General features: G+C 71.0%; 16 protein-coding genes and 2 pseudogenes. 10 read left to right on the forward strand and 8 right to left on the reverse strand.

Translation table 11 applies throughout. The annotated features are described in order from the left end of the window. Window positions 1-124: 124 nt before the first annotated feature. From GA0070612_RS32950 to GA0070612_RS27505, 3 genes and pseudogenes are all read right to left on the reverse strand, one after another. Window positions 125-949 (reverse strand): annotated as a pseudogene (locus GA0070612_RS32950) (LAGLIDADG family homing endonuclease); the annotation flags it as partial. Between the two features lie 21 nt (window positions 950-970). Then, window positions 971-1,372 (reverse strand): annotated as a pseudogene (locus tag GA0070612_RS32955) (DNA gyrase subunit A); the annotation flags it as partial. Between the two features lie 32 nt (window positions 1,373-1,404). After that, window positions 1,405-3,462 (reverse strand): DNA gyrase/topoisomerase IV subunit B, encoded by a 2,058-nt coding sequence (locus GA0070612_RS27505; protein ID WP_088990558.1) that lies wholly within the window; start codon window positions 3,460-3,462, stop codon window positions 1,405-1,407. Between the two features lie 170 nt (window positions 3,463-3,632). Here GA0070612_RS27505 and GA0070612_RS27510 point away from each other — a divergent pair, with 170 nt between their 5' ends. The 3 genes from GA0070612_RS27510 (at window position 3,633) to GA0070612_RS27520 (ending at window position 6,837) form a co-directional block, all read left to right on the forward strand. Beyond that, complete coding sequence (locus GA0070612_RS27510) at window positions 3,633-4,445, forward strand: hypothetical protein (RefSeq protein WP_157742622.1); 813 nt, start codon at window positions 3,633-3,635, stop codon at window positions 4,443-4,445. Between the two features lie 169 nt (window positions 4,446-4,614). Further along, on the forward strand, window positions 4,615-5,871 hold the full coding sequence (locus GA0070612_RS27515) for an SGNH/GDSL hydrolase family protein (RefSeq protein WP_088990560.1): 1,257 nt from the start codon (window positions 4,615-4,617) through the stop codon (window positions 5,869-5,871). 102 nt (window positions 5,872-5,973) lie between these two features. Further along, a complete protein-coding gene (locus GA0070612_RS27520) occupies window positions 5,974-6,837 on the forward strand; it encodes an alpha/beta hydrolase family protein (protein ID WP_088990561.1) in 864 nt (287 codons plus the stop codon). Between the two features lie 42 nt (window positions 6,838-6,879). Here GA0070612_RS27520 and GA0070612_RS31675 read toward each other — a convergent pair whose 3' ends face one another. Next, on the reverse strand, window positions 6,880-7,050 hold the full coding sequence (locus tag GA0070612_RS31675; protein WP_157742623.1) for a hypothetical protein: 171 nt from the start codon (window positions 7,048-7,050) through the stop codon (window positions 6,880-6,882). A gap of 197 nt (window positions 7,051-7,247) precedes the next feature. Here GA0070612_RS31675 and GA0070612_RS27525 point away from each other — a divergent pair, with 197 nt between their 5' ends. After that, a complete protein-coding gene (locus tag GA0070612_RS27525) occupies window positions 7,248-7,877 on the forward strand; it encodes a hypothetical protein (RefSeq protein ID WP_088990562.1) in 630 nt (209 codons plus the stop codon). Between the two features lie 207 nt (window positions 7,878-8,084). Next, entirely contained in the window at window positions 8,085-8,456 is a 372-nt protein-coding gene (locus GA0070612_RS27530; RefSeq protein ID WP_088991805.1) for a hypothetical protein, read from the forward strand. An 8-nt stretch (window positions 8,457-8,464) separates the two neighbouring features. Here GA0070612_RS27530 and GA0070612_RS27535 read toward each other — a convergent pair whose 3' ends face one another. Then, window positions 8,465-9,376, reverse strand: a complete 912-nt coding sequence (locus GA0070612_RS27535) for a DUF72 domain-containing protein (RefSeq protein WP_088990563.1) — start codon at window positions 9,374-9,376, stop codon at window positions 8,465-8,467. 125 nt (window positions 9,377-9,501) lie between these two features. Here GA0070612_RS27535 and GA0070612_RS27540 point away from each other — a divergent pair, with 125 nt between their 5' ends. Then, on the forward strand, window positions 9,502-10,005 hold the full coding sequence (locus GA0070612_RS27540; RefSeq protein WP_088990564.1) for a DinB family protein: 504 nt from the start codon (window positions 9,502-9,504) through the stop codon (window positions 10,003-10,005). 77 nt (window positions 10,006-10,082) lie between these two features. Here GA0070612_RS27540 and GA0070612_RS27545 read toward each other — a convergent pair whose 3' ends face one another. Together GA0070612_RS27545 and GA0070612_RS27550 are read right to left on the reverse strand one after the other, a co-directional pair. After that, window positions 10,083-12,146 (reverse strand): amylo-alpha-1,6-glucosidase, encoded by a 2,064-nt coding sequence (locus GA0070612_RS27545; RefSeq protein WP_088990565.1) that lies wholly within the window; start codon window positions 12,144-12,146, stop codon window positions 10,083-10,085. Then, window positions 12,143-12,550 carry an SCP2 sterol-binding domain-containing protein gene (locus GA0070612_RS27550; RefSeq protein WP_088990566.1) on the reverse strand — a complete coding sequence of 136 codons (408 nt, stop codon included), beginning with the start codon at window positions 12,548-12,550 and terminating at the stop codon, window positions 12,143-12,145. The genes GA0070612_RS27545 and GA0070612_RS27550 overlap by 4 nt, the downstream gene beginning before the upstream one ends. A gap of 145 nt (window positions 12,551-12,695) precedes the next feature. Between GA0070612_RS27550 and GA0070612_RS27555 the strand changes: the two genes are divergently transcribed. From GA0070612_RS27555 to GA0070612_RS31680, 3 genes are all read left to right on the forward strand, one after another. Then, window positions 12,696-13,742 carry an NAD(P)-dependent alcohol dehydrogenase gene (locus GA0070612_RS27555; protein ID WP_088990567.1) on the forward strand — a complete coding sequence of 349 codons (1,047 nt, stop codon included), beginning with the start codon at window positions 12,696-12,698 and terminating at the stop codon, window positions 13,740-13,742. Between the two features lie 240 nt (window positions 13,743-13,982). After that, the gene (locus GA0070612_RS27565; RefSeq protein ID WP_088990568.1) at window positions 13,983-14,498 is read left to right on the forward strand and encodes a 2'-5' RNA ligase family protein; all 516 of its coding nucleotides are present in this window, start codon (window positions 13,983-13,985) and stop codon (window positions 14,496-14,498) included. Window positions 14,499-14,676: 178 nt separating this feature from the next. Beyond that, a complete protein-coding gene (locus tag GA0070612_RS31680; protein ID WP_145784350.1) occupies window positions 14,677-14,868 on the forward strand; it encodes a hypothetical protein in 192 nt (63 codons plus the stop codon). Between the two features lie 15 nt (window positions 14,869-14,883). Here the strand turns inward: GA0070612_RS31680 and corA are convergent, their stop codons facing one another. Continuing rightward, window positions 14,884-16,014 (reverse strand): magnesium/cobalt transporter CorA, encoded by a 1,131-nt coding sequence (gene corA, locus GA0070612_RS27570; protein WP_088990569.1) that lies wholly within the window; start codon window positions 16,012-16,014, stop codon window positions 14,884-14,886. A 188-nt stretch (window positions 16,015-16,202) separates the two neighbouring features. Between corA and GA0070612_RS27575 the strand changes: the two genes are divergently transcribed. Next, window positions 16,203-18,143, forward strand: a complete 1,941-nt coding sequence (locus tag GA0070612_RS27575) for an amino acid transporter (protein ID WP_088990570.1) — start codon at window positions 16,203-16,205, stop codon at window positions 18,141-18,143. Window positions 18,144-18,183 lie beyond the last annotated feature (40 nt).

Here is an 18,183-nt window from a genome sequence, read left to right on the forward strand (position 1 = left end):
GATGCGGCCGCAGCGGCGCATGTCGCAGAACCTTGTCCAGCTTCGCCTGCTTGGTGCGCAGGAAGCCGACCCGGTTGGCAAAGGCCTTGATGTTCCGTAGCCCCGAGATCACCAAGCGGTGTTCGACCGAACCGCTCGGACGTGTGTAGCGGCGCCAGCAGGCGACGACACCAAATTCAGTGAGGAGTTCTTGCACCTCGCTGGTAAGCCGCTCGCTGTAACTGGTGTATTGAATAGTGAAGCTGTCGTTGGCAACCCGCACGCCACCGTCACCCTCGAAGAGGGCCATGAGGAAGGCACGCTTGACGCCCCAGCCGCCGTTCCAGACAAATTGCGGGACGAACTTTTCCCTCGCCTGATGTCCGATGAACTCGGCCAACGGACTCGCGCGGAACGCGTCCATACCGCCGGCGTAGATCTGAACATCGAGCTCTTGGATGCGCTTCCGGTCGCGACGGGTCTGCCTCTCGCTGACGTAACGCTGACCGCCGACAACCTGGTCGTACGCGTGCAGCACCTCGCCAAAGAAGTGGTCGTCGGTGTTGTTGAAACCGGCCCTGGACTCGCTCGCGAAACCCTCGGACGCCCACGCACCACCAAGAACGCCCAGCGAGTACTCCCGAGCGGTGGGAGTCACCTGACACCAAGCGTTCCGAGCCACGCACACGACCGAGCCGACTGTCAGCTCGTCCAGCCGTCGCCATTGGAAGAGGGGTACACCCATGGGTGACTCGAGGCAAAGCACCAGGTGATTTTCGCTCCCTCGGAGCGAGAACCCAGTCTCCGTCGCGATCCGGACCGTCGGGTGAACACCCGAGTTGAAGACCTTGTCGACGTGGACGGCCTTACCGTCCTTGTCGAGAACCTCGACGTCAACCGTCGCCTCAGTGTCCGCTGGAAGGTTCACCAGGTCGGCGATCCGAGGACTGGTTCCGTCGGCAAGTCGGATGCGGGTGTCTCCGGTGACGCAGTAACGGCTGGCAGCCGGACCGTCGTCCGGGGACCCGAAGTTTCCATGCCCGTCAATGAGGGGCACGTTGAGCGAGAAGTCCTGCGCGAGGCGGACCATGGCGTCGTAGATCGCCGTGTCGCCGTGCGGATGATACTTTCCCATTGTATCCCCGACAATTCGGGCAGACTTCACATGCCCACGGTCGGGGCGGTAGCCCTGCTCGTACATCGACCAGAGGATGCGCCGGTGCACGGGCTTGAGGCCGTCGCGGGCGTCGGGCAGGGCGCGGGAGTGGATGACCGAGAACGCGTACTCCAGGTAGGAGTCGGAGACCTCGGTGACCAGCGGATTGTCGAACACCCGCGCGCCGGCCTGGTCGAACGAGGAGAGGTCGACCTTGTTTTCCTTGCGGCGTGCCATGACTCAGCTCTCCACTCGAACGGAACGTGGGCTCATGCGTCGATCGCCTCGCGATCCACCCGGTCGGCGGAGTCGATCAGCCAGTTGCGGCGCGGCTCGACCTTCTCGCCCATCAGCAGTTCGAGGATCCGTTCGGCGGCCTCGACGTCGTCGAGGGTGATCCGGCGGACCGCGCGGGTGGCCGGGTTCATCGTGGTGTCCCACAACTCGTCGGCGTCCATCTCACCGAGGCCCTTGAAGCGCGGGATGGGGGTGACGATCTGCTTGCCGGCCTTCTCCAGCTTGCGGACCGTCGTCTCCATCTCGGCCTGGGTGTAGGTGTAGACGGTCTGCGGGTTGCGCCCCTTGGTGGTGATCTTGTGCAGGGGCGGCATCGCGGCGTAGAGCCGACCGGCCTCGATCAGCGGGCGCATGTAGCGGGCGAAGAGCGTGATCAGCAGCGTACGGATGTGGGCGCCGTCCACGTCGGCGTCAGCCATGATCAGCACTCGACCGTAGCGGAGCGCGGAGAGGTCGAACGTGCGCCCCGAGCCGGCCCCGAGGACCTGGACGATGGCGGCGCACTCGGCATTGTCCAGTACCTGCTGGAGGTTGGCCTTCTGCACATTGAGGATCTTGCCGCGGATCGGCAGCAGCGCCTGGTATTCCGACGAGCGCGCCATGCGGCTCGTCCCGAGGGCGCTGTCACCCTCCACGATGAACAGCTCGCTGCGGTCGATGCCCGTGGCGCGGCAGTCGACGAGCTTCGGCGGCATGGACGCGCCCTCCAGGGCGGTCTTGCGCCGTGCGGCGTCCTTCTGTTGCTTCTGGGTGAGCCGGACCCGGGCCGCGTCGACGATCTTCTGCAGGACGGTGCGCGCCTCGGCCTTGGTGCGCCGGTCCTCCAACCAGGCCTTGACGTGGGCGTCGACCAGGCTCTGGATGACCTTGGTGATGCCGGTGGTGGACAGCTCGTCCTTGGTCTGGGAGGTGAACTGGGGTTCCGGGATGCGCACGTGCACCACGGCGGTCATGCCCTCCAGGACGTCGTCCAGGGTGGGTGGCTCCTCCTTGGCCTTGAGCAGGCCGCGGGTGTTGCGGACCGCGTCGGCGAGGGAGCGGACCAGGGCCCGCTCGAAGCCCTTGCGGTGGGTGCCGCCGTGCGCGTTGCGGATGGTGTTGGTGAAGCACTCGACGGTGCGGTCGTAGCCGGTGCCCCAGCGAAACGCCACCTCGACCTCGGCGCGGCGCTGCACGTTGGACTGCATGACGCCGTTGGCGTCGGCGGCGTTCTCCCGGTAGGTGCCCTCGCCGTTGACCAGCAGCGTGCCGGAGACCGGCCGGTCGCCGGCCGGGGCGAGGAACTCCACCATGTCACTGAGCCCGTTGGGGTAGTGGAACCGCTCCTCGACGGGCGTCTCACCGGTCAGGTCGCGCAGCAGGTAGGTCACGCCGGGCACCAGGAACGCGGTGTTGCGCAGCTTCATCCGGACCGCGTCGACGTCGAGCGCGGCGCCGGTCTCGAAGTAGCGGGCGTCGTGCCACCAGCGGATCGACGTGCCGGTGCGCTGGCCGCGCTTCATCGCGCCGGTCACCTGGAGCCCGGGGCCGGCGGTGAAGGGCGCGTCGGGCCCGTCGCCGTCGAAGATTCCCGGCACGCCGTGTCGGAACGACATCGTGTGGATCTTGCCGCCGCGGCGGACGGTCACGTCGAACCGGCGCGACAGCGCGTTGACCGCCGAGGCGCCCACACCGTGCAGACCGCCGGAGGTCTTGTAGCCGGAGCCGCCGAACTTGCCGCCGGCGTGCAGCCGGGTGAGCACCAGCTCGACGCCGGAGATGCCGGACTTGGCGTGCACGTCGGTGGGGATGCCCCGGCCGTCGTCGTCGACCTGCACCGAGCCGTCGGCGTGCAGGATCACCTCGACGAGGCTGGCGTGACCGGCGACACCCTCGTCGGTGGAGTTGTCGAGGATCTCGTTGACGAGGTGACCCACGCCACGGCTGTCGGTGGAACCGATATACATGCCGGGCCGCTTGCGGACGGCGTCCAGCCCCTCGAGGTGGGTGAGGTCATCGGCCCCATACAGGGTGTCAGGCTCTGCGGTCAACTGGTCGTACTCCCCGGTCTCGGCGGTGTGCAGCCGGTCACCGGCGACATCAGCCGGCGTGGCGCGCCGCAGCGAGCCTAGCCCGAGGCTAGGACAACTGTCGGAGGCCCCGCGCGACCCGCCGCGCGTCGGTGCGTGGACGTGAGCCAGGAAACAGCCTCCGGGTGATCATGGGACCACGCAGAGAGACAGTCGCCGGTACGCTCACGACGATCGCGACCGATCGACCGATCGAGCGCACGAGTCAGGAGGCGGTCGGGGTGGACGAGACGACACGTGCCGCCCTGCGGCGCTCCCTCGGCACGCGTGCCCGGCGTTGGCTGCTCGCCGGCACGGTGCTGGCCGGTCTGCTGGCCGCCGTGGCGCTGGTCGCGGCGGCGGCTCCCGCCGACCGGACGTTCGCCGCGCTCTCCGAGACCGTGCAGAGCCTGATGTCCGTGGTGACGCCGTTGTTCGGCATCCTCCTCGTCCACGACCTGCGCGGGGCGCGGGCGGGCCTCGGCAGCCGCCCGGGGTCGCCGGTCCGGCCCGGCCCGGTCCTGCCCGGTGTGCTCGCGGTGGGGTTGCCGGCCGTCGTCATCGCCGTCGCCGGAGTGCTGATCTGCGCGGCGACGCTGGCCCTCGCCCCGGCCGACGTCGCCGACGAGCCGTGGCGGCACGCGGGGACGGTCGCGGTGGGCAGTGTGCTGGTGCAGATCGTCGCCGGGTTGGTCGGCACCGGGCTGGGGCTCCTGCTGCGCTCCACGGTGGTCGCGTTCCTCGCCACGATCGTCCTGCCGCTGGGCCTGTTCGCGCTGCTGAGCGGCGTGGAGGCAGCGCAGCCGTGGCTGACCCCGTTCGGCAGCGTGCGCAACCTGCTCTCCGGGGACATGAGCCTGCTGCGGTGGGCGCAGTGGTTGTGCGTACTGCTGCTGTGGGGTGTCGGTCTGAACGTCGCCGGCACGGCGGCGTCGAAGCGTCGCAGCGGCACGGCCGGCAGCTAGGCCGGCAGTCCACCTGACCCATCGCGGGTCCGTCTCGGGGAGGCGGACCCGCGTTGGCGTGCGTGTCGTTCGTCGAACGAATCTGTTACGGCCCATTGACGCCCGTTGCACGAGGGTGATGTGATCTCGCTCTCAGAGAATCTTTCATCTTTCGATGGATGGGGGCCCCATGCCCAGGTTCCGACGGACCGCGCTCGCCGCGGGACTGACGATCGCCATGGCAGCGCTGTCGACAGCTGTCGCGCTGCCCGCACCGGCGTCCGCCGCGCTGCCCACCGCCGCGGTGGCACTCGGGGACAGCTTCATCAGCGGCGAGGGCGCCGGGGCGTACACCCCGGTGGTCGACGCCAACGGGGTCACCCAGGGCTTCCCCGGCTGGACGGCGGCGAACAACAACGCGTTCTTCTGCCACCGCTCGGCGAACGCCTCGCTCCACAAGGCCAACCTGCCGGGCATCCAGAACCGGTTCAACCTGGCCTGCTCCGGCGGCCAGCCCCACGACATCGCCAACGCGTCGCAGGCGCGCACCAGCGGCCGTACGGTCGCCGCGCAGCTCGACCAGCTCCGCGCCGTCGCGCAGACCCAGGACATCGACCTGGTGCTGATCGGCCTGGGCTCCAACAACAGCTCGTTCACGTTCGGCAGCGTCGCGGAGAAGTGCGCCAACCGCTTCATCGCCGACGCGTGGACCGGCTGGTGGGAGTTCTGGGCGTACCTGAACGGCCCGGTGGAGCAGAAGCCGTGCAGCGACGCCGACCTGGCCACCGCCGCGCAGCTCAGCGCCGCGACCGCGGAGACCACCGCCGCGGTACGCCAGATCCTGACCACACTGGACCAGGTCGACGCGGACGGCCAGCACCGGGTGGTGTTCCAGGACTACACGAACCCGCTGCCGCTGGACCTGAACCCGCAGTTCCACGAGGAGGACAGCCGCGACGACACCCGGGACAAGTTCCGCGACCTGGGCGCCGAGCGGTACGCGGCCGGCTGCCCGATCCACCGGGCCAGCCTCGCCCCCGGCCACCGCTTCTCGCAGGCCCTGGGCACCATCGTGAAGTCCACCCGGGACACGCTGGCCGCCGAGTTCCCGGCCGACGACCTGGTGTACCTGAACGTGCAGCAGGCCTTCAACGGCGCCCGGCTGTGTGAGCAGACCAGCAGCCCGTCGGGCGCGCTCGCGACCCCGATCCGGCTCCAGGACGGCGCGACCGGCACCTTCGTCACCAGCCTGTCCGGCAAGGACAAGATCGCGATCCAGCGGATCGCCAACACCTGCGTGAGCTACTTCCAGACCTGCCAGGAGTCGTGGCACCCGAACGCCACCGGGCACCAGGTGCTCGGTCAGTGCCTGAGCGGCGCCGCCACCACCGGCGCCCGGTCGGTGGCCTGCGTACGGTCCAGCAACGGGACGATCTCCGTCTCCTGAACCGGCTCGTCACCCGGAGGGCTCCGCCACCAGGCGGGGCCCTCCGTCTCGTCCCACCGCCTGCGGCTACCCGTCGGTAACGTCGGGTCGTAAGCTGAACCGATGAGCGGGGAGCCGGAGTACGCGCAGGAGTTCGTCGACGTCGACGGTGGTCGACTGGGTGTACAGGTCTATCCGGAGCCGCCCGGCACGACGGACGCGCCGGTGGTGGTGATCTGGCCCGCCATGGGGGTCCGCGCCCGCTACTACCGGCCCTTCGCCGCCGAACTACGCGCCGCCGGCCTGGCCGTCGTCGCGGCCGACCTGCGGGGCACCGGCGCGAGCACACCCGCCCCGAGCCGGGCCGACCGGTACGGCTACTCGGAGCTGGCCGGTGACGTCGACGCCGTCCTGGCGGCGCTCAAGCCCCGACTGGACGGGCGTCGCCGACTCCTGCTCGGGCACTCCCTCGGCGGGCAGGCCGCGCTGCTGCATCTCGCCCTGCACGGTGACGACGAGGTCGACGGGCTGGCATTGATCGCGGTCGGCATCCCGTACTGGCGGAGCTACCCGGGTCCGCGGGGCCTCGGCGTGCTGCCGTACACCCAGGGGATCGCCGCCACCGCGGCGCTGCTGGGGGTCTGGCCGGGGTGGGGCTTCGGCGGCCGGCAGGCACGCGGCGTCATCCGCGACTGGGCCCACACCGCGCGGACCGGCCGGTTTCCGCGCCTCGACGGTACGGACACCGACGCGGCGGTACGCGCGGTGCGCTCTCCGGTGCTCGCCGTCAGCGTGGACGACGACCAGTTCACCCCGCACGAGACCATGGATCATCTCTGCGCGAAGCTCACCGGCGCTCCGGTGACCCGGGAGCGCTACACAGTGGAGCGGGCCGGCGCGCCACTGGACCACTTCACCTGGGTCCGGGCCGGCGCGGCGCTGGCGCGGCGGATCGCCGAGTTCGTCGGCGACCTGCCGCCCCGCTGAGACGTGTCGGCCGGTCGCCGTGCGACGGCCCGGCCGGGCGGCTCACTCGTCCTGGTCCAGCGGCACCAGCTCGTCGTCGCGCTCCACCTGGATCGCGGCGTGGTCCTTTCGCTGCGCGACCTCCGCCGTGTTCCGGTGCGGGTCGTTGTCGGGGTGCATGAGCACGGCGTCTGTTTTGGGGGTCTTCTCCCGGCTCTCGTCCGGCTGCGACATCGCGTTCCCCTCTCGTCGGCGTCGCTTGCGGAGGTACCCGCCACGGCGGGAAGGACTCCTGCCGGGGGCGAGGTGACCCACCGACGCCCGCAACGTCCCCCACCTGCCGCTACGACGTGGATCGGTCCGCCCGGGGCGGGGTTAGCCGCCCGAGCGGCGGGTAAGCCGCACCGCCCGACACGGCGGAAGGGGATCACATGTCCGAACGGCACACCGCACTGCGTTCGATGCACGATCTGGGCCTGGCGGCCTGGTTCGGCGGCTCCCTCATGGGTGCCTTCGGCGTCAACGGAGCAGCGGCGAAGATCAGCGACTCGACTCAGCGACTCCCGGTCGCGTCGGCGGGGTGGTCCAAGTGGACCCCGGTCAACGCGGCGGCGATCGGCGCCCACCTGGCCGGCGCGGTCGGCGAACTGGTGACCGAGAGCCCACGGGTGGCGGCTCAGTCCGGCGTCGGCCGGGCCAGCGCCATCAAGACCGCGTTGACGATCGGCGCGCTGGCGGTGACCGGCTACAGCCGACTGGTCGGCATGCGGCTGGAGAAGGCCGGTGGCCCGTCGGTGAGCGGCGCCACCGAACCGAACCACCAGACGCCGGCGAGCGTCGCCTCCTCGCAGCGGCAGATGAAGTTGCTTCAGTGGGCCATTCCGGCGCTGACCGGAACGCTGGTGGTGGTCACCGCCTACATGGGCGAGCAGCAGAAGCCGGGGCAGGTGTTCCGGGGAATGCTCGGCCGGGCCGGTGGGATGAGAAGCGCTCCGAAGGGCATGATCAAGATGGCCGGGATGAGCAACGGCAAGCGACCGATGGCGATGGCCGGACGCTGAACGTCGGGCCGGTGGGCGTCCCGCCGCCACCTCGACGGCGGGACACTCTCCGGCCCCACGCGAGCGCGTCGGCACCGAACGACGATCGCCCGCGGCGACGCGGGCGCGTACGACGGCAGCAGCGTCCCGTCCGTTCGCCGCTACCGGCGGACGCGCAGGGACGGCACATCGTCCGCCGACGGCGGCGGACCGACGAGCGGGGTGGCCATGGCGGCGGACAGCGGACGCGGCGGCGACAACGACCGGCTGGAGCCGGAAGCGGTGCAGCCGTGGGGCACCGGCGACGGTTTCGACGCCGACGCGCCCTGGGGCACCGACGAGGACTCGCCGATGGACGAGGGCAGCGAGGAGACCGCGGTGCCCGGGGGACGGCGCGGGGAACGACGCGCGGGCGCACCGGCGGGCCGACGCGACCCGGCCGGACGGCACGGATTCGGGTCGGTGGAACCGACCCGTACACCGATGGCCGGACCGGGCGCACCACCCGACCCGGCGCCCAGCGGACGGACCTTCCCGGACGACGCCGACGTCGGCGAGTCGACGCAGGACGCTCTGCGCACCCGGGGCCGGCGCTCCTAGGGTCGCCGTCAGCCGGTGGCCGACGTGGCCCGCGCGCGGTCGTCGAGCATCGTCTCGGCGAGCAGTTGCGCCAGCCGGGTGGCGTCGCGTTGTGCCTGCCCGGCGCAGCAGTTGTTGAACAGCACGTGCAGGTCGTCCGTGTCGGCGGCCAACTCGGCCAGCAGCCCGGCCCAGTGCGCGAGCTCGTCCTCGGCGTACGCGTACCGGAACTTCTCCTGCTTGTCGCCACCGCCCCAGGCCTCGCTGTGGCCGTGGAACCGGACGATCCCCGGCTGCGCCGTGGTGGTCAGGATCGGCGGCACCGACGACGGATGCCCCTGCGGCATGTCCACGCAGACCACTGACAGGTCGTGGTCGCGCAGCAGGTCCAGGGTGCCCGGTGCCGCCGGGCCGTCGAACCAGGACCGGTGCCGCAGCTCCACGCCGACCCGCCACGGACGGCAGCGCTGCGCCAGCTCCACGATCCGACGCTCGGCGGCGGCGCTGCGCGCCAGCCACGGCGGGAACTGCAACAACACCGCGCCGAGCTTGCCGGCCGCCGCGATCGGGTCGAGGGCCGCGCGGAAACGGGCCCACAGCTCGTCGTACGCCTGCGGCGGCAGGTCGCGTCGGCGGATCCGGCTCGGGCCGGCGGACGGGCGCAGGTCCCGGGGCAGCGCGGCGACCGGCGTCGGGTGCCCGGTGAAGAGGCTGAAGGCCTTGACGTCGAACGTGAAGTCGTCCGGTGTGGCGTCGACCCAACCGTGCGTGGTCTCGGGCACCGGGATCGCGTAGTAGGACGTGTCCACCTCGACCAGTGGGAACCGACTGGCGTAGAAGCCCAGTCGGCGGGCCGGCGTGCCGGCCGATCGCGGGTACCACCCGGAGCGCAGCAACGACTGGTCCGCCCAGGACGACGTGCCCACCTTGATGACACCCATGTCATTCAGTGGACAGCCACGGACGGGGATCGGCAACCGCTGGGCGGGTGTCGGGGGCCGGGAAGTGTCGGTGCCTCGTCCTACGGTGACACCGAGGTTCGACGGACAGCGACGAGGGGTGGCACATGACCAGCACCGAGCAGCTCACCGGTGAGCGGGCCGACCTGCTAGAGACACTGCGTAAGCACCGGGGTTTCCTCCTGCACACCGTCAACGGGCTCACCGACGAGCAGGCGGCGGCCCGTCCCACCGCCAGCGAGCTCTGCCTCGGTGGCCTCGTCAAGCACGTGACCAACGTCGAGCACCGGTGGATGCTCTTCGCGGTGGGCGGCGCGGAGGCGATGGAGCGCGCCGAGGTGGACTGGGTCGGTCAGTTCCGGATGGCGCCGGGCGAGACCCTGGCCGGGCTGGTCGAGCGCTTCCAGGAGGTGGCCGACCACACCGACGAGCTGCTCACCGCCCTCGACCTCGACGTGGCACACCCGCTGCCGCAGGCGCCCTGGTTCGAGCCGGGTGCGAGTTGGACGGTCCGGCGGGTGTTGCTGCACCTGATCGCCGAGACCTCCCAGCACGCGGGCCACGCCGACATCCTGCGGGAGTCGATCGACGGCGCCAGGACGATGGGCTGACCGGCCGTCCCCGGCCGCCGCAGGTTCACGCCCCGCTGCGCGGCAGCCGCCGCTCAGTGCGGGCATCCCCCGGCCGCTCAGCGCAGGCGGGCACCGGGCCGGTGGGCCGTGGTCCGGTCCCTGGCGTAGGCGTCGGAGCGACCCCAGCGGCCGGGGATGTCGAGCAGTTCCAGCCGACCGAAGCCCTCCGGCACGGCGGGGTTGACCAGCAGGTTGTCACCTGTGGGTCGCAACCCCAGCATGGTGCCCAGCAGCATCAGCAGCGCCCCCGACGACCACGCCTGCGGGCGACCGGCGGCCGGCAACTGGACGGGATACTTCGTCAAGGAACGATCGTGGCCGGCGATCATCTCCGGCACGGCCCCACCGAGGGTGTGCGCCATGTCGAAGATGCCGGCCGTGATCGTGGCCGCCTGTGCGTCGAACCGGTAGCGGCGCAACCCGGCGGCGATCACGGCGTTGTCCGCCGGCCACACCGCGCCCAGATGTGACCCCATCGGGTTGTACGGACGCTGCCCGGTGGCGAAGCTCCGCACCCCCCAACCGCCGAACAACCGCGACCCGACCAGGTGTTCGGCGACGGCCCCGGCGCGGTGGTCCGCGACGATCCCGCTCCACAACAGGTGTCCCATGTTGGACGACAGCGCGTCGACCGGCTCGCCGTACGGGTCGAGCGCCAACGCGTAGTACTCCTGGTGCGGCAGCCAGAAGTCCCGGTTGAAACGCTCCTTGAGTGCTGCGGCCTCCCGCTCCAGCCGGTCGGCGTACGCGGGGTCGCCCCAGAAGTGCCGCGCCAGCCGGGCGCCACGCCTCTTCGCGTCGTACGCGTAACCCTGCAACTCGCAGGTGGCGCGGGGAAGGGCCGGTTGGTGGCCGTGCGCATCGGTGATGGCGTCCGGGGTGTCCTTCCAACACTGGTTGACCGCGCCGCTGCGCTCGTTGCGGCGCTGGTAGCGCACGTAACCGTCGCCGGTCAGGTCGCCGTACTCGTCGATCCAGTCCAGCGCCATGCGGACCGGTTGGCGCAGCTCGTGCACCAGGGCCGCGTCACCGGACCAGCGCTCGTACTCGTCGAGCAGGATCACGAAGAGCGGGGTGGTGTCCGCCGCGCCGTAGTACAACGCGTTCGCCCGGTCGCCGAACGCGCCGGACTCGCCGTAGCGGAGGTGGGCCAGGATCTTGCCCGGCTCCTCGTCCAGTTCGTCGTCGAGTTGTGCGCCCTGGAGGAACGCCAGCATCCGCAGCGTCGCGGGGGTCAACTCCGGGGTGAACGCCATCGTCTGCAGGCAGGTGATGATGCTGTGCCGTCCGCACAACCACATCGTCCACGGCAGACCGGCGATCGGCACCCGCTCGGGGGACGACCACGGCTTGTACCGCAGTGCCGCCAGGTCGGCCAGGGCGCCGGAGTACATGTCCTCCAACCCGTCGCGTTCGGCGACCAGCGTCGGGGCCCGCTCCATCCAGTTCGCCAGGTCCTCGCGCATCCCGCCCCGCACGGCCCGCTGGTGCGACTCCAGGGAGGCGCGTACGTCCTGGCCGCCCTCGCCGCCCATGTTCATCGCGATGTGCAGGTCGGTCTCCCACTTGCCGTCCGGGGCGACCCGGATCCGGAACGTCATTCCCTCCTCGTCGACCTCGACCGGGGCCGTGCTCTGCACTGTGGTCTGTCGAACGAACCGTTGCCGCTGGTAGCGCAGCACGAGCTGGCGTCCGGTCGAGTCCGGGGTGACCTGGACGACCCGCCGCCGGAGGTGGCCGATCTCGGCGATGTCGGTGAAGTCGCTGCCCATCTCCAACCGGACGGTGAACTCGGCCGGCTCCGCCGAGTGGTTGAGCACGGTGATCTTCTCGTGCATGCAGTCGTGGATCGAGCGGTGCCGGATGATCGACACGTCGGCGTCGACATAGTGGCTCGCCGCGCCCGGGACCAGGAAGTACCGGGTCTCGAAGTACGTCATGTCGTCGCGGGACAGCGCGTTGATCCGTTCGCCGTCGATGGTGAGCACCCAGTGGGACAGGAAACGCGTGTCGTACGCGAAGAGACCGACGGGTGTGCGCGCTTCGGCCTCGATGTCGCCCTGGGCGTCACTGATGGCGAACACGTTGCCGGCGATGACATGCAGCAGTTCCTGCTTCACGATCGACCCTCCCGAGCGGCCGTCGCGGGCCGGGCGGCCAGGGCGGCCCGACCCAGCTCCCGAGGGTGGCGGGCGCCGGCCGGTCCCGCGAAGATCCGTCGCAGCACCAGCAGCAGGCGCATGTCACCCTGCATCGTCAGCTCGTTGCGCAGCATCGCCGCTCCGGGATGCAGCTCACCGTTGACCATGCTGTCGAACACCCAGCGGTCGGCGCGGACCACCAGGTCGGCGTCGTCATCCGAGCGGGTCACCTGGACGTGCTGGTCGGCGACTCTCAGGTACCAGTGGTCGGTGCAGCCGTCGCTGCGTACGTCCAGCCGCAGCGTTCCCCTCGTGGTCTCCGGCAGGTCGGGGCGCCGACCGTCGTCCAACTGTTGCAGGTACCGCTCTGCCGTCGCGCCCATCAGGTCCCCTCCCCCACGCTTCTCCGCAGGATCGCCCGCGCCCGGGTGAGACCGGTTCACCCGAAACGGGTGAGACGCACCGCCGGCCAGTTTGGGCCGTGGCGAAGGGGGCAGCCACCGACTCCGTCGAGCGAGGGAGCACCGGATGCGCGCGCTGCGGTTGCCGGAATGGAGGTCGACGCCGGAGCTGGTCGAGGTCCCCGACCCGACACCCGGGCCGGGTCAGGTGGTGGTCCGGATCGGCGGTGCCGGCGCCTGCCATTCCGACCTGCACCTGATGGACGAGTTCGAGCCCGGCACCATGCCCTGGAATCCACCGTTCACCCTCGGCCACGAGAACGCCGGCTGGGTGCACGCCCTCGGCGACGGGGTGACCGGGCTGTCCGTCGGGCAGCCGGTGGCCGTCTTCGGCGCGTGGGGCTGCGGCACCTGCGCCCGGTGCCGGGTCGGTGTCGACACGTACTGCGAAAACCCATCCGGCGCTCCGGTGCCCAGCGGTGGCGGCGGGCTCGGACTGGACGGGGGGATGGCCGAGTTCGAGCTGGTCCCGGACGCGCGGCACCTCGTACCCCTGCCGGAAGGGCTGGATCCGGCTGACGCCGCGCCGCTGACCGATGCCGGGCTCACCCCGTACCACGCGGTTCGCCGCTCCTGGCCGAAGCTGCCGCCCGGCAGCACGGCCGTGGTGATCGGAGTCGGCGGGCTGGGGCACGTGGGCGTACAGATCCTGAAGGCCACCACCGCCGCCCGCGTGCTCGCGGTGGACAACCGCCCCGAGGCGTTACGGCTGGCCGAGGAGTGCGGTGCCGACCGAACGATCAGCTCCGGTCCGGGTGCCGCCGAGGAGATCCGGCAGGCCACCGGCGGTCGGGGCGCCGACGTGGTGCTGGACTTCGTCGGCACCGATGCCACCCTCGCCCTGGGCGTGGCGACGGCCCGCACGGTGGGCGACCTGACCATTGTGGGTCTCGGCGGCGGCACCCTGGCGGTGTCGTTCTTCTCCGTGCCGTACGAGGTGAGCATCGCGACCACCTACTGGGGTAGCCGCCCGGAACTGGTCGAGGTGCTCGACCTGGGCGCCCGTGGTCTGATCCGGCCGACGACCACCCACTTCGCGTTGCAGGACGCGCTCGACGCGTACCGGCAGATGCGCGACGGCACGCTGCAGGGCCGGGCCGTGATCGTGCCGTGAGCGGTCAGCCGGTTTCGAGCAGGCCGCGCAGGTAGCCGGCCTGACCCACGTGTTGCAGGTCGTCCTCGGCGACGCTGACCAGCCCGACGCCGAGGGTGACCGGCGGGTCCCACCCCTCGTCGACGACGCGGTCCAGGTCCGCCGCCGGGCGCAGGCCGGCCAGGAACCTTCCGGTACGCGACGCGACGGCCAGGTACCGCCGAGCGCGGTCGCCCGAACCTCGGCCGCTACGGTGATCGAATGGTCGCGGCGGTGGAGTTGTACCTGGACCCGGACGCCACCCGTCGGATCCGGGTGCTGTGGGACGCGCTGGAGACCGAGGGAGTGCAGAGCATGCGCTCGCTGCTGGAGCAACGTCACCGTCCGCACGTCTCACTGGCGGTGGCGCCCCGCTTCGACCCGGAGCAGGTCGCCGCGGCCCTGCACGGGACGGTCGTCGCCGCTCCCCTGCGGCTGGAGTTCCAGCACGCCGGTCAGTTCGTCGGTCGGGTGCTCTGGCTCGGTCCGACGCCCACCCCGGAGCTGCTGGCCCACCATCGCACGGTCCACGACCGGCTCGCCGCCGCCGGCATCCCGTTGGCCGAGCACTACCAGCCGGGCCGTTGGGTGCCGCACTGCACGCTCTCCATGCGGGTGCCGAACGCGCTGATGGCCGCCGCGGTGCGCCGTTGCCTGGAGGTGTTGCCGCTGACCGCGACGGTGGTCGGGGCGGCCCTCACCGACCACGCGCGGGGCATCGCCCACCCGCTGCCCTGACCCTGCACAAAAATGTCCGGTTTGGCGGGCGTCAGTCGGGAAACCGAAAAGAAGCGGTGGTCATGAGGCCTGACGTGGGATGGTTCGACGTAGATGCCGTCCTGCCGAGCGTGTCCCGCCCGGCCGGCCGCGCGGGGTCACGCCGCGCTGCCCACGGCGGCTTCGACGAGGAGGGGCAGTGCCTATGCAGGCTCAGCGCAGGCCACCGCGAGCGGAGCGGAGCCAGAGCCGGGACGACCGGACGGCCGGCGGTATGACCGGGGCGGCCACGCCCCTGACGATCTGGGCCGCCGCCGTCCTGCTCGGCCGGATCAGTGCCGGCGACGACGACGTCGAGGACGAACGGCACATCCTGCGCGGCATCGAATGATCCTCGGCGGGCGGCTCACAGCCAGCCGCGCCGCTTGAAGATCAGATAGAGGGTGCCGCAGACCAGCAGCATCAACAGCAGCGCGAACAGGTAGCCGAAGCGCCAGTGCAACTCCGGCATGTGGACGAAGTTCATGCCGTACACGGTGCCGATCAGCGTGGGCGCGAACAGGATCGCGGCCCAGGACGAGACCTTCTTCAGCTCCTCGTTCTGCGCGTAGCTGGCCGCCGTGAGGCTCCGCATCTCCTCGTTCTGCTGCTGCGAGACGAGTGTGGCGTTGACGGTGAGGATGTTCTGCAACAGGTGCCGGAACCCGTCCACCCGTTCCACCACCTGGGTCAGGTGGTCGGTGACGTCCCGCAGGTAGCGGCGCAGCTCCTCGTCCGTGTCGGCACTGCCCGCCCCGTCGGCCAGCGCGTCGAGCACCGCGAGCAGGGGTCGCGCGGCGCGCTGGAACTGGATCACCTCGCGGCTCAGGCCGTAGATGCGCCGGCTCGCGTTCGGGTCACCACCGAACACCTGGGTCTCGATCTCGTCGATGTCGTTCTCCAGCCCGGCAACGACCGGCGCGTACCCGTCGACGACCTGGTCGAGGATGGCGTACAGGACCGCCTCGGGGCCCCGGGCGAGCATCTGCGCCTCGACCTCCATGCGCCGCCGCACCGCGGCCAGGTCCGGCGCCTCACCGTGCCGGACGGTGACCACGAAGCCCGGCCCGATGAACAGATGCAGCTCGGAGAACTCGACCTCCTCCCGGAGGTCGTCGTAGCGGGCGGCGCGCAGCACCACGAACAGGGTCTCCCCGTAGCGTTCCAGCTTGGGTCGCTGGTGGGCGTTGATCGCGTCCTCGACCGCCAGGTCGTGCAGGCGGAACTCCCGCGCCAGTGAGGTGATCTGCTCGATGTCGGGCCGGTACAACCCGATCCAGGCCATCGCGCCGTCCTGCTCCTGCAGGCAGCGGTACGTCTCGGCGAGGCCGGACGGGGAGGCGAACCGGTGCCCACGGAGGTAGACGGCGCTGTCCACCAGGCCACCGACGGGCGGGGTGGGCGACTCCGTGGGCGGTGGCACGCCGACGGGCGTCTCGTACTCGTCGAGTTGGCGACCGAAGCCCCCACCCGGGCGGAAGCGACGGCCACCGACCATGCCCTGTCCCCTCCCCGGTGACGCCCGGTCCGGCACGACTCCCGCCACCGCGGGGCCGCTGCTTCCCCCCTGCCCCGCGCCCGAAACCCGCTGGGACGCGGGGTGGGTTCCCCGCACCGCCGGACGGGCGGCCGACCGTGGGCGGATACTCACGGTTACCAGGGGCGGGACTGACGGGGGACGCGCCGGTGGAGGTCGACAAGCGCGCGGGCCGGCTGCGGGAGTGGCTGCTGCGTGCCGGCGCCGAGGAGCCCGTGCAGCACCCGGGGCCGCACGGACGCCCGCCGGAGCACCGGCACCACCCCTGGTGGAAGGTGATGTGCCTGACCGGTGTCGACTACTTCTCGACGCTGGGCTACCAGCCGGGCATCGCGGCGCTCGCCGCCGGGGCGCTCTCGCCGGTGGCGACCCTGGTGCTGGTGCTGGTGACCCTGCTGGGCGCCCTGCCGGTCTACCGACGGGTGGCGGCGGAGAGCCCGCACGGCGAGGGCTCCATCGCGATGCTGGTACGCCTGCTGAGCTACTGGCCGGGCAAGTTGCTGGTGCTGGTGCTGCTCGGCTTCGCGGCCACCGACTTCATCATCACCATCACCCTCTCGGCGGCCGACGCCACCGCGCACATCGACGAGAACCCGTTCTGGCCCGGCGGGCTCAAGGGACACGAGGTGCTGCTCACGCTGCTGCTCGTGGCGCTGCTGGGCGCGGTGTTCCTCAAGGGATTCACCGAGGCCATCGGGATCGCCGTCGTCCTGGTCGCGCTCTACCTGACGCTGAACGCGGTGGTGATGGCCGACGCGCTGTGGCGGGTGGTGACGCACCCGAGCGCCGTCGAGGACTGGACCACCACGCTGACCACGAGCCACGGGGATCCGTGGATGGTGGTCGCCCTGTCGCTGGTGGTCTTTCCGAAGTTGGCGCTGGGTCTGTCCGGCTTCGAGACCGGCGTGGCCGTGATGCCGAGCGTGCGCGGCGACCCGCAGGACTCCGAGGCGCGACCGCTGGGCCGCATCAGGGGCGCTCGCCGGCTGCTCACCACCGCCGCCGTGATCATGAGCGTCTTCCTGATCACCAGCAGCGTGACGACCACGATCCTGATCCCACCGGAGGCGTTCCAGGCCGGCGGGCCGGCGAACGGCCGCGCGTTGGCCTACCTGGCGCACGCGCATCTCGGGGAGGTGTTCGGCACCGTCTACGACCTGTCCACCATCGGCATCCTCTGGTTCGCGGGGGCGTCGGCGATGGCCGGGCTGCTCAACCTCGTACCCCGCTATCTGCCTCGCTACGGCATGGCCCCGACCTGGGCACGGGCGGTCCGGCCACTGGTGCTGGTCTTCACGGCGGTGGCGTTCCTGATCACGATCGTCTTCGAGGCCAGCGTGGACGCGCAGGGCGGCGCGTACGCCACCGGGGTTCTGGTGTTGATCACCTCGGCCACGACGGCGGTGACCCTCGCGGCGGTGCGGCACCGGCAGCGCGGCCGCACTGTCGCGTTCGGCACCATCGCGGTGATCTTCGTCTACACCACGCTGGCGAACGTGGTGGAACGCCCCGACGGCGTCAAGATCGCGGCCTGTTTCATCGGCGGGATCATCGTGGTCTCGCTGCTCTCCCGGTTGTCGCGCGCCTTCGAGCTGCGGGTCGACCACGTCGAGCTGGACCCGGTCGCGACCCGGATGATCGACGGGCGCGACGGACGGCGGATCCGCCTCATCGCCCACGAGCCCGACGGCCGGGGTGAGGCGGAATACCGCGCCAAGCTGGCGCAGACCATGGCGGACAACGACTTCCCCGACGACACCGACGTGCTCTTCGTCGAGGTGCACGTCAGCGACCCGTCGGACTTCGAGACCGAACTGGTGGTGACCGGCAGACTGGTCGACGGTCACTTCCCGGTGCTCAGCCTGACCAGCTCCGCGGTGCCCAACGCGCTCGCCGCCCTGCTGCTGGAGATCCGCGACCGGACCCGCCGGCGTCCCCACATCTACTTCCAGTGGACCGAGGGCGGCCCGGGCCGCAACGTCCTGCGCTACCTGGCGTTCGGGCAGGGTGAGATCGCCTCCGTCACCCGGGAGATCCTGCGTCGGCACGAGCCCGATCCGCGCCGACGACCCCACGTGCACGCCGGCTGACGGGAGTGCCGGCCACCCATCTCCCCTGGTGAGCGTGGTC

The sequence above is a fragment of the Micromonospora chokoriensis genome (genome assembly GCF_900091505.1).
In the GTDB taxonomy this organism is placed as follows: Bacteria; Actinomycetota; Actinomycetes; order Mycobacteriales; family Micromonosporaceae; genus Micromonospora; species Micromonospora chokoriensis.

Excerpts from the sequence above, each read along its gene's own strand:
- GA0070612_RS27565 (WP_088990568.1), top strand. The coding sequence starts at position 13,983 with ATGGTCGCGGCGGTGGAGTTGTACCTGGACCCGGACGCCACCCGTCGG.
- GA0070612_RS27520 (WP_088990561.1), top strand. The coding sequence starts at position 5,974 with ATGAGCGGGGAGCCGGAGTACGCGCAGGAGTTCGTCGACGTCGACGGT.
- GA0070612_RS27540 (WP_088990564.1), top strand. The coding sequence starts at position 9,502 with ATGACCAGCACCGAGCAGCTCACCGGTGAGCGGGCCGACCTGCTAGAG.
- GA0070612_RS27525 (WP_088990562.1), top strand. The coding sequence starts at position 7,248 with ATGTCCGAACGGCACACCGCACTGCGTTCGATGCACGATCTGGGCCTG.
- corA (WP_088990569.1), bottom strand. The coding sequence starts at position 16,014 with ATGGTCGGTGGCCGTCGCTTCCGCCCGGGTGGGGGCTTCGGTCGCCAA.
- GA0070612_RS27515 (WP_088990560.1), top strand. The coding sequence starts at position 4,615 with ATGCCCAGGTTCCGACGGACCGCGCTCGCCGCGGGACTGACGATCGCC.
- GA0070612_RS27535 (WP_088990563.1), bottom strand. The coding sequence starts at position 9,376 with ATGGGTGTCATCAAGGTGGGCACGTCGTCCTGGGCGGACCAGTCGTTG.
- GA0070612_RS27550 (WP_088990566.1), bottom strand. The coding sequence starts at position 12,550 with ATGGGCGCGACGGCAGAGCGGTACCTGCAACAGTTGGACGACGGTCGG.
- GA0070612_RS31675 (WP_157742623.1), bottom strand. The coding sequence starts at position 7,050 with ATGTCGCAGCCGGACGAGAGCCGGGAGAAGACCCCCAAAACAGACGCC.
- GA0070612_RS27555 (WP_088990567.1), top strand. The coding sequence starts at position 12,696 with ATGCGCGCGCTGCGGTTGCCGGAATGGAGGTCGACGCCGGAGCTGGTC.
- GA0070612_RS27510 (WP_157742622.1), top strand. The coding sequence starts at position 3,633 with ATGGGACCACGCAGAGAGACAGTCGCCGGTACGCTCACGACGATCGCG.
- GA0070612_RS27530 (WP_088991805.1), top strand. The coding sequence starts at position 8,085 with ATGGCGGCGGACAGCGGACGCGGCGGCGACAACGACCGGCTGGAGCCG.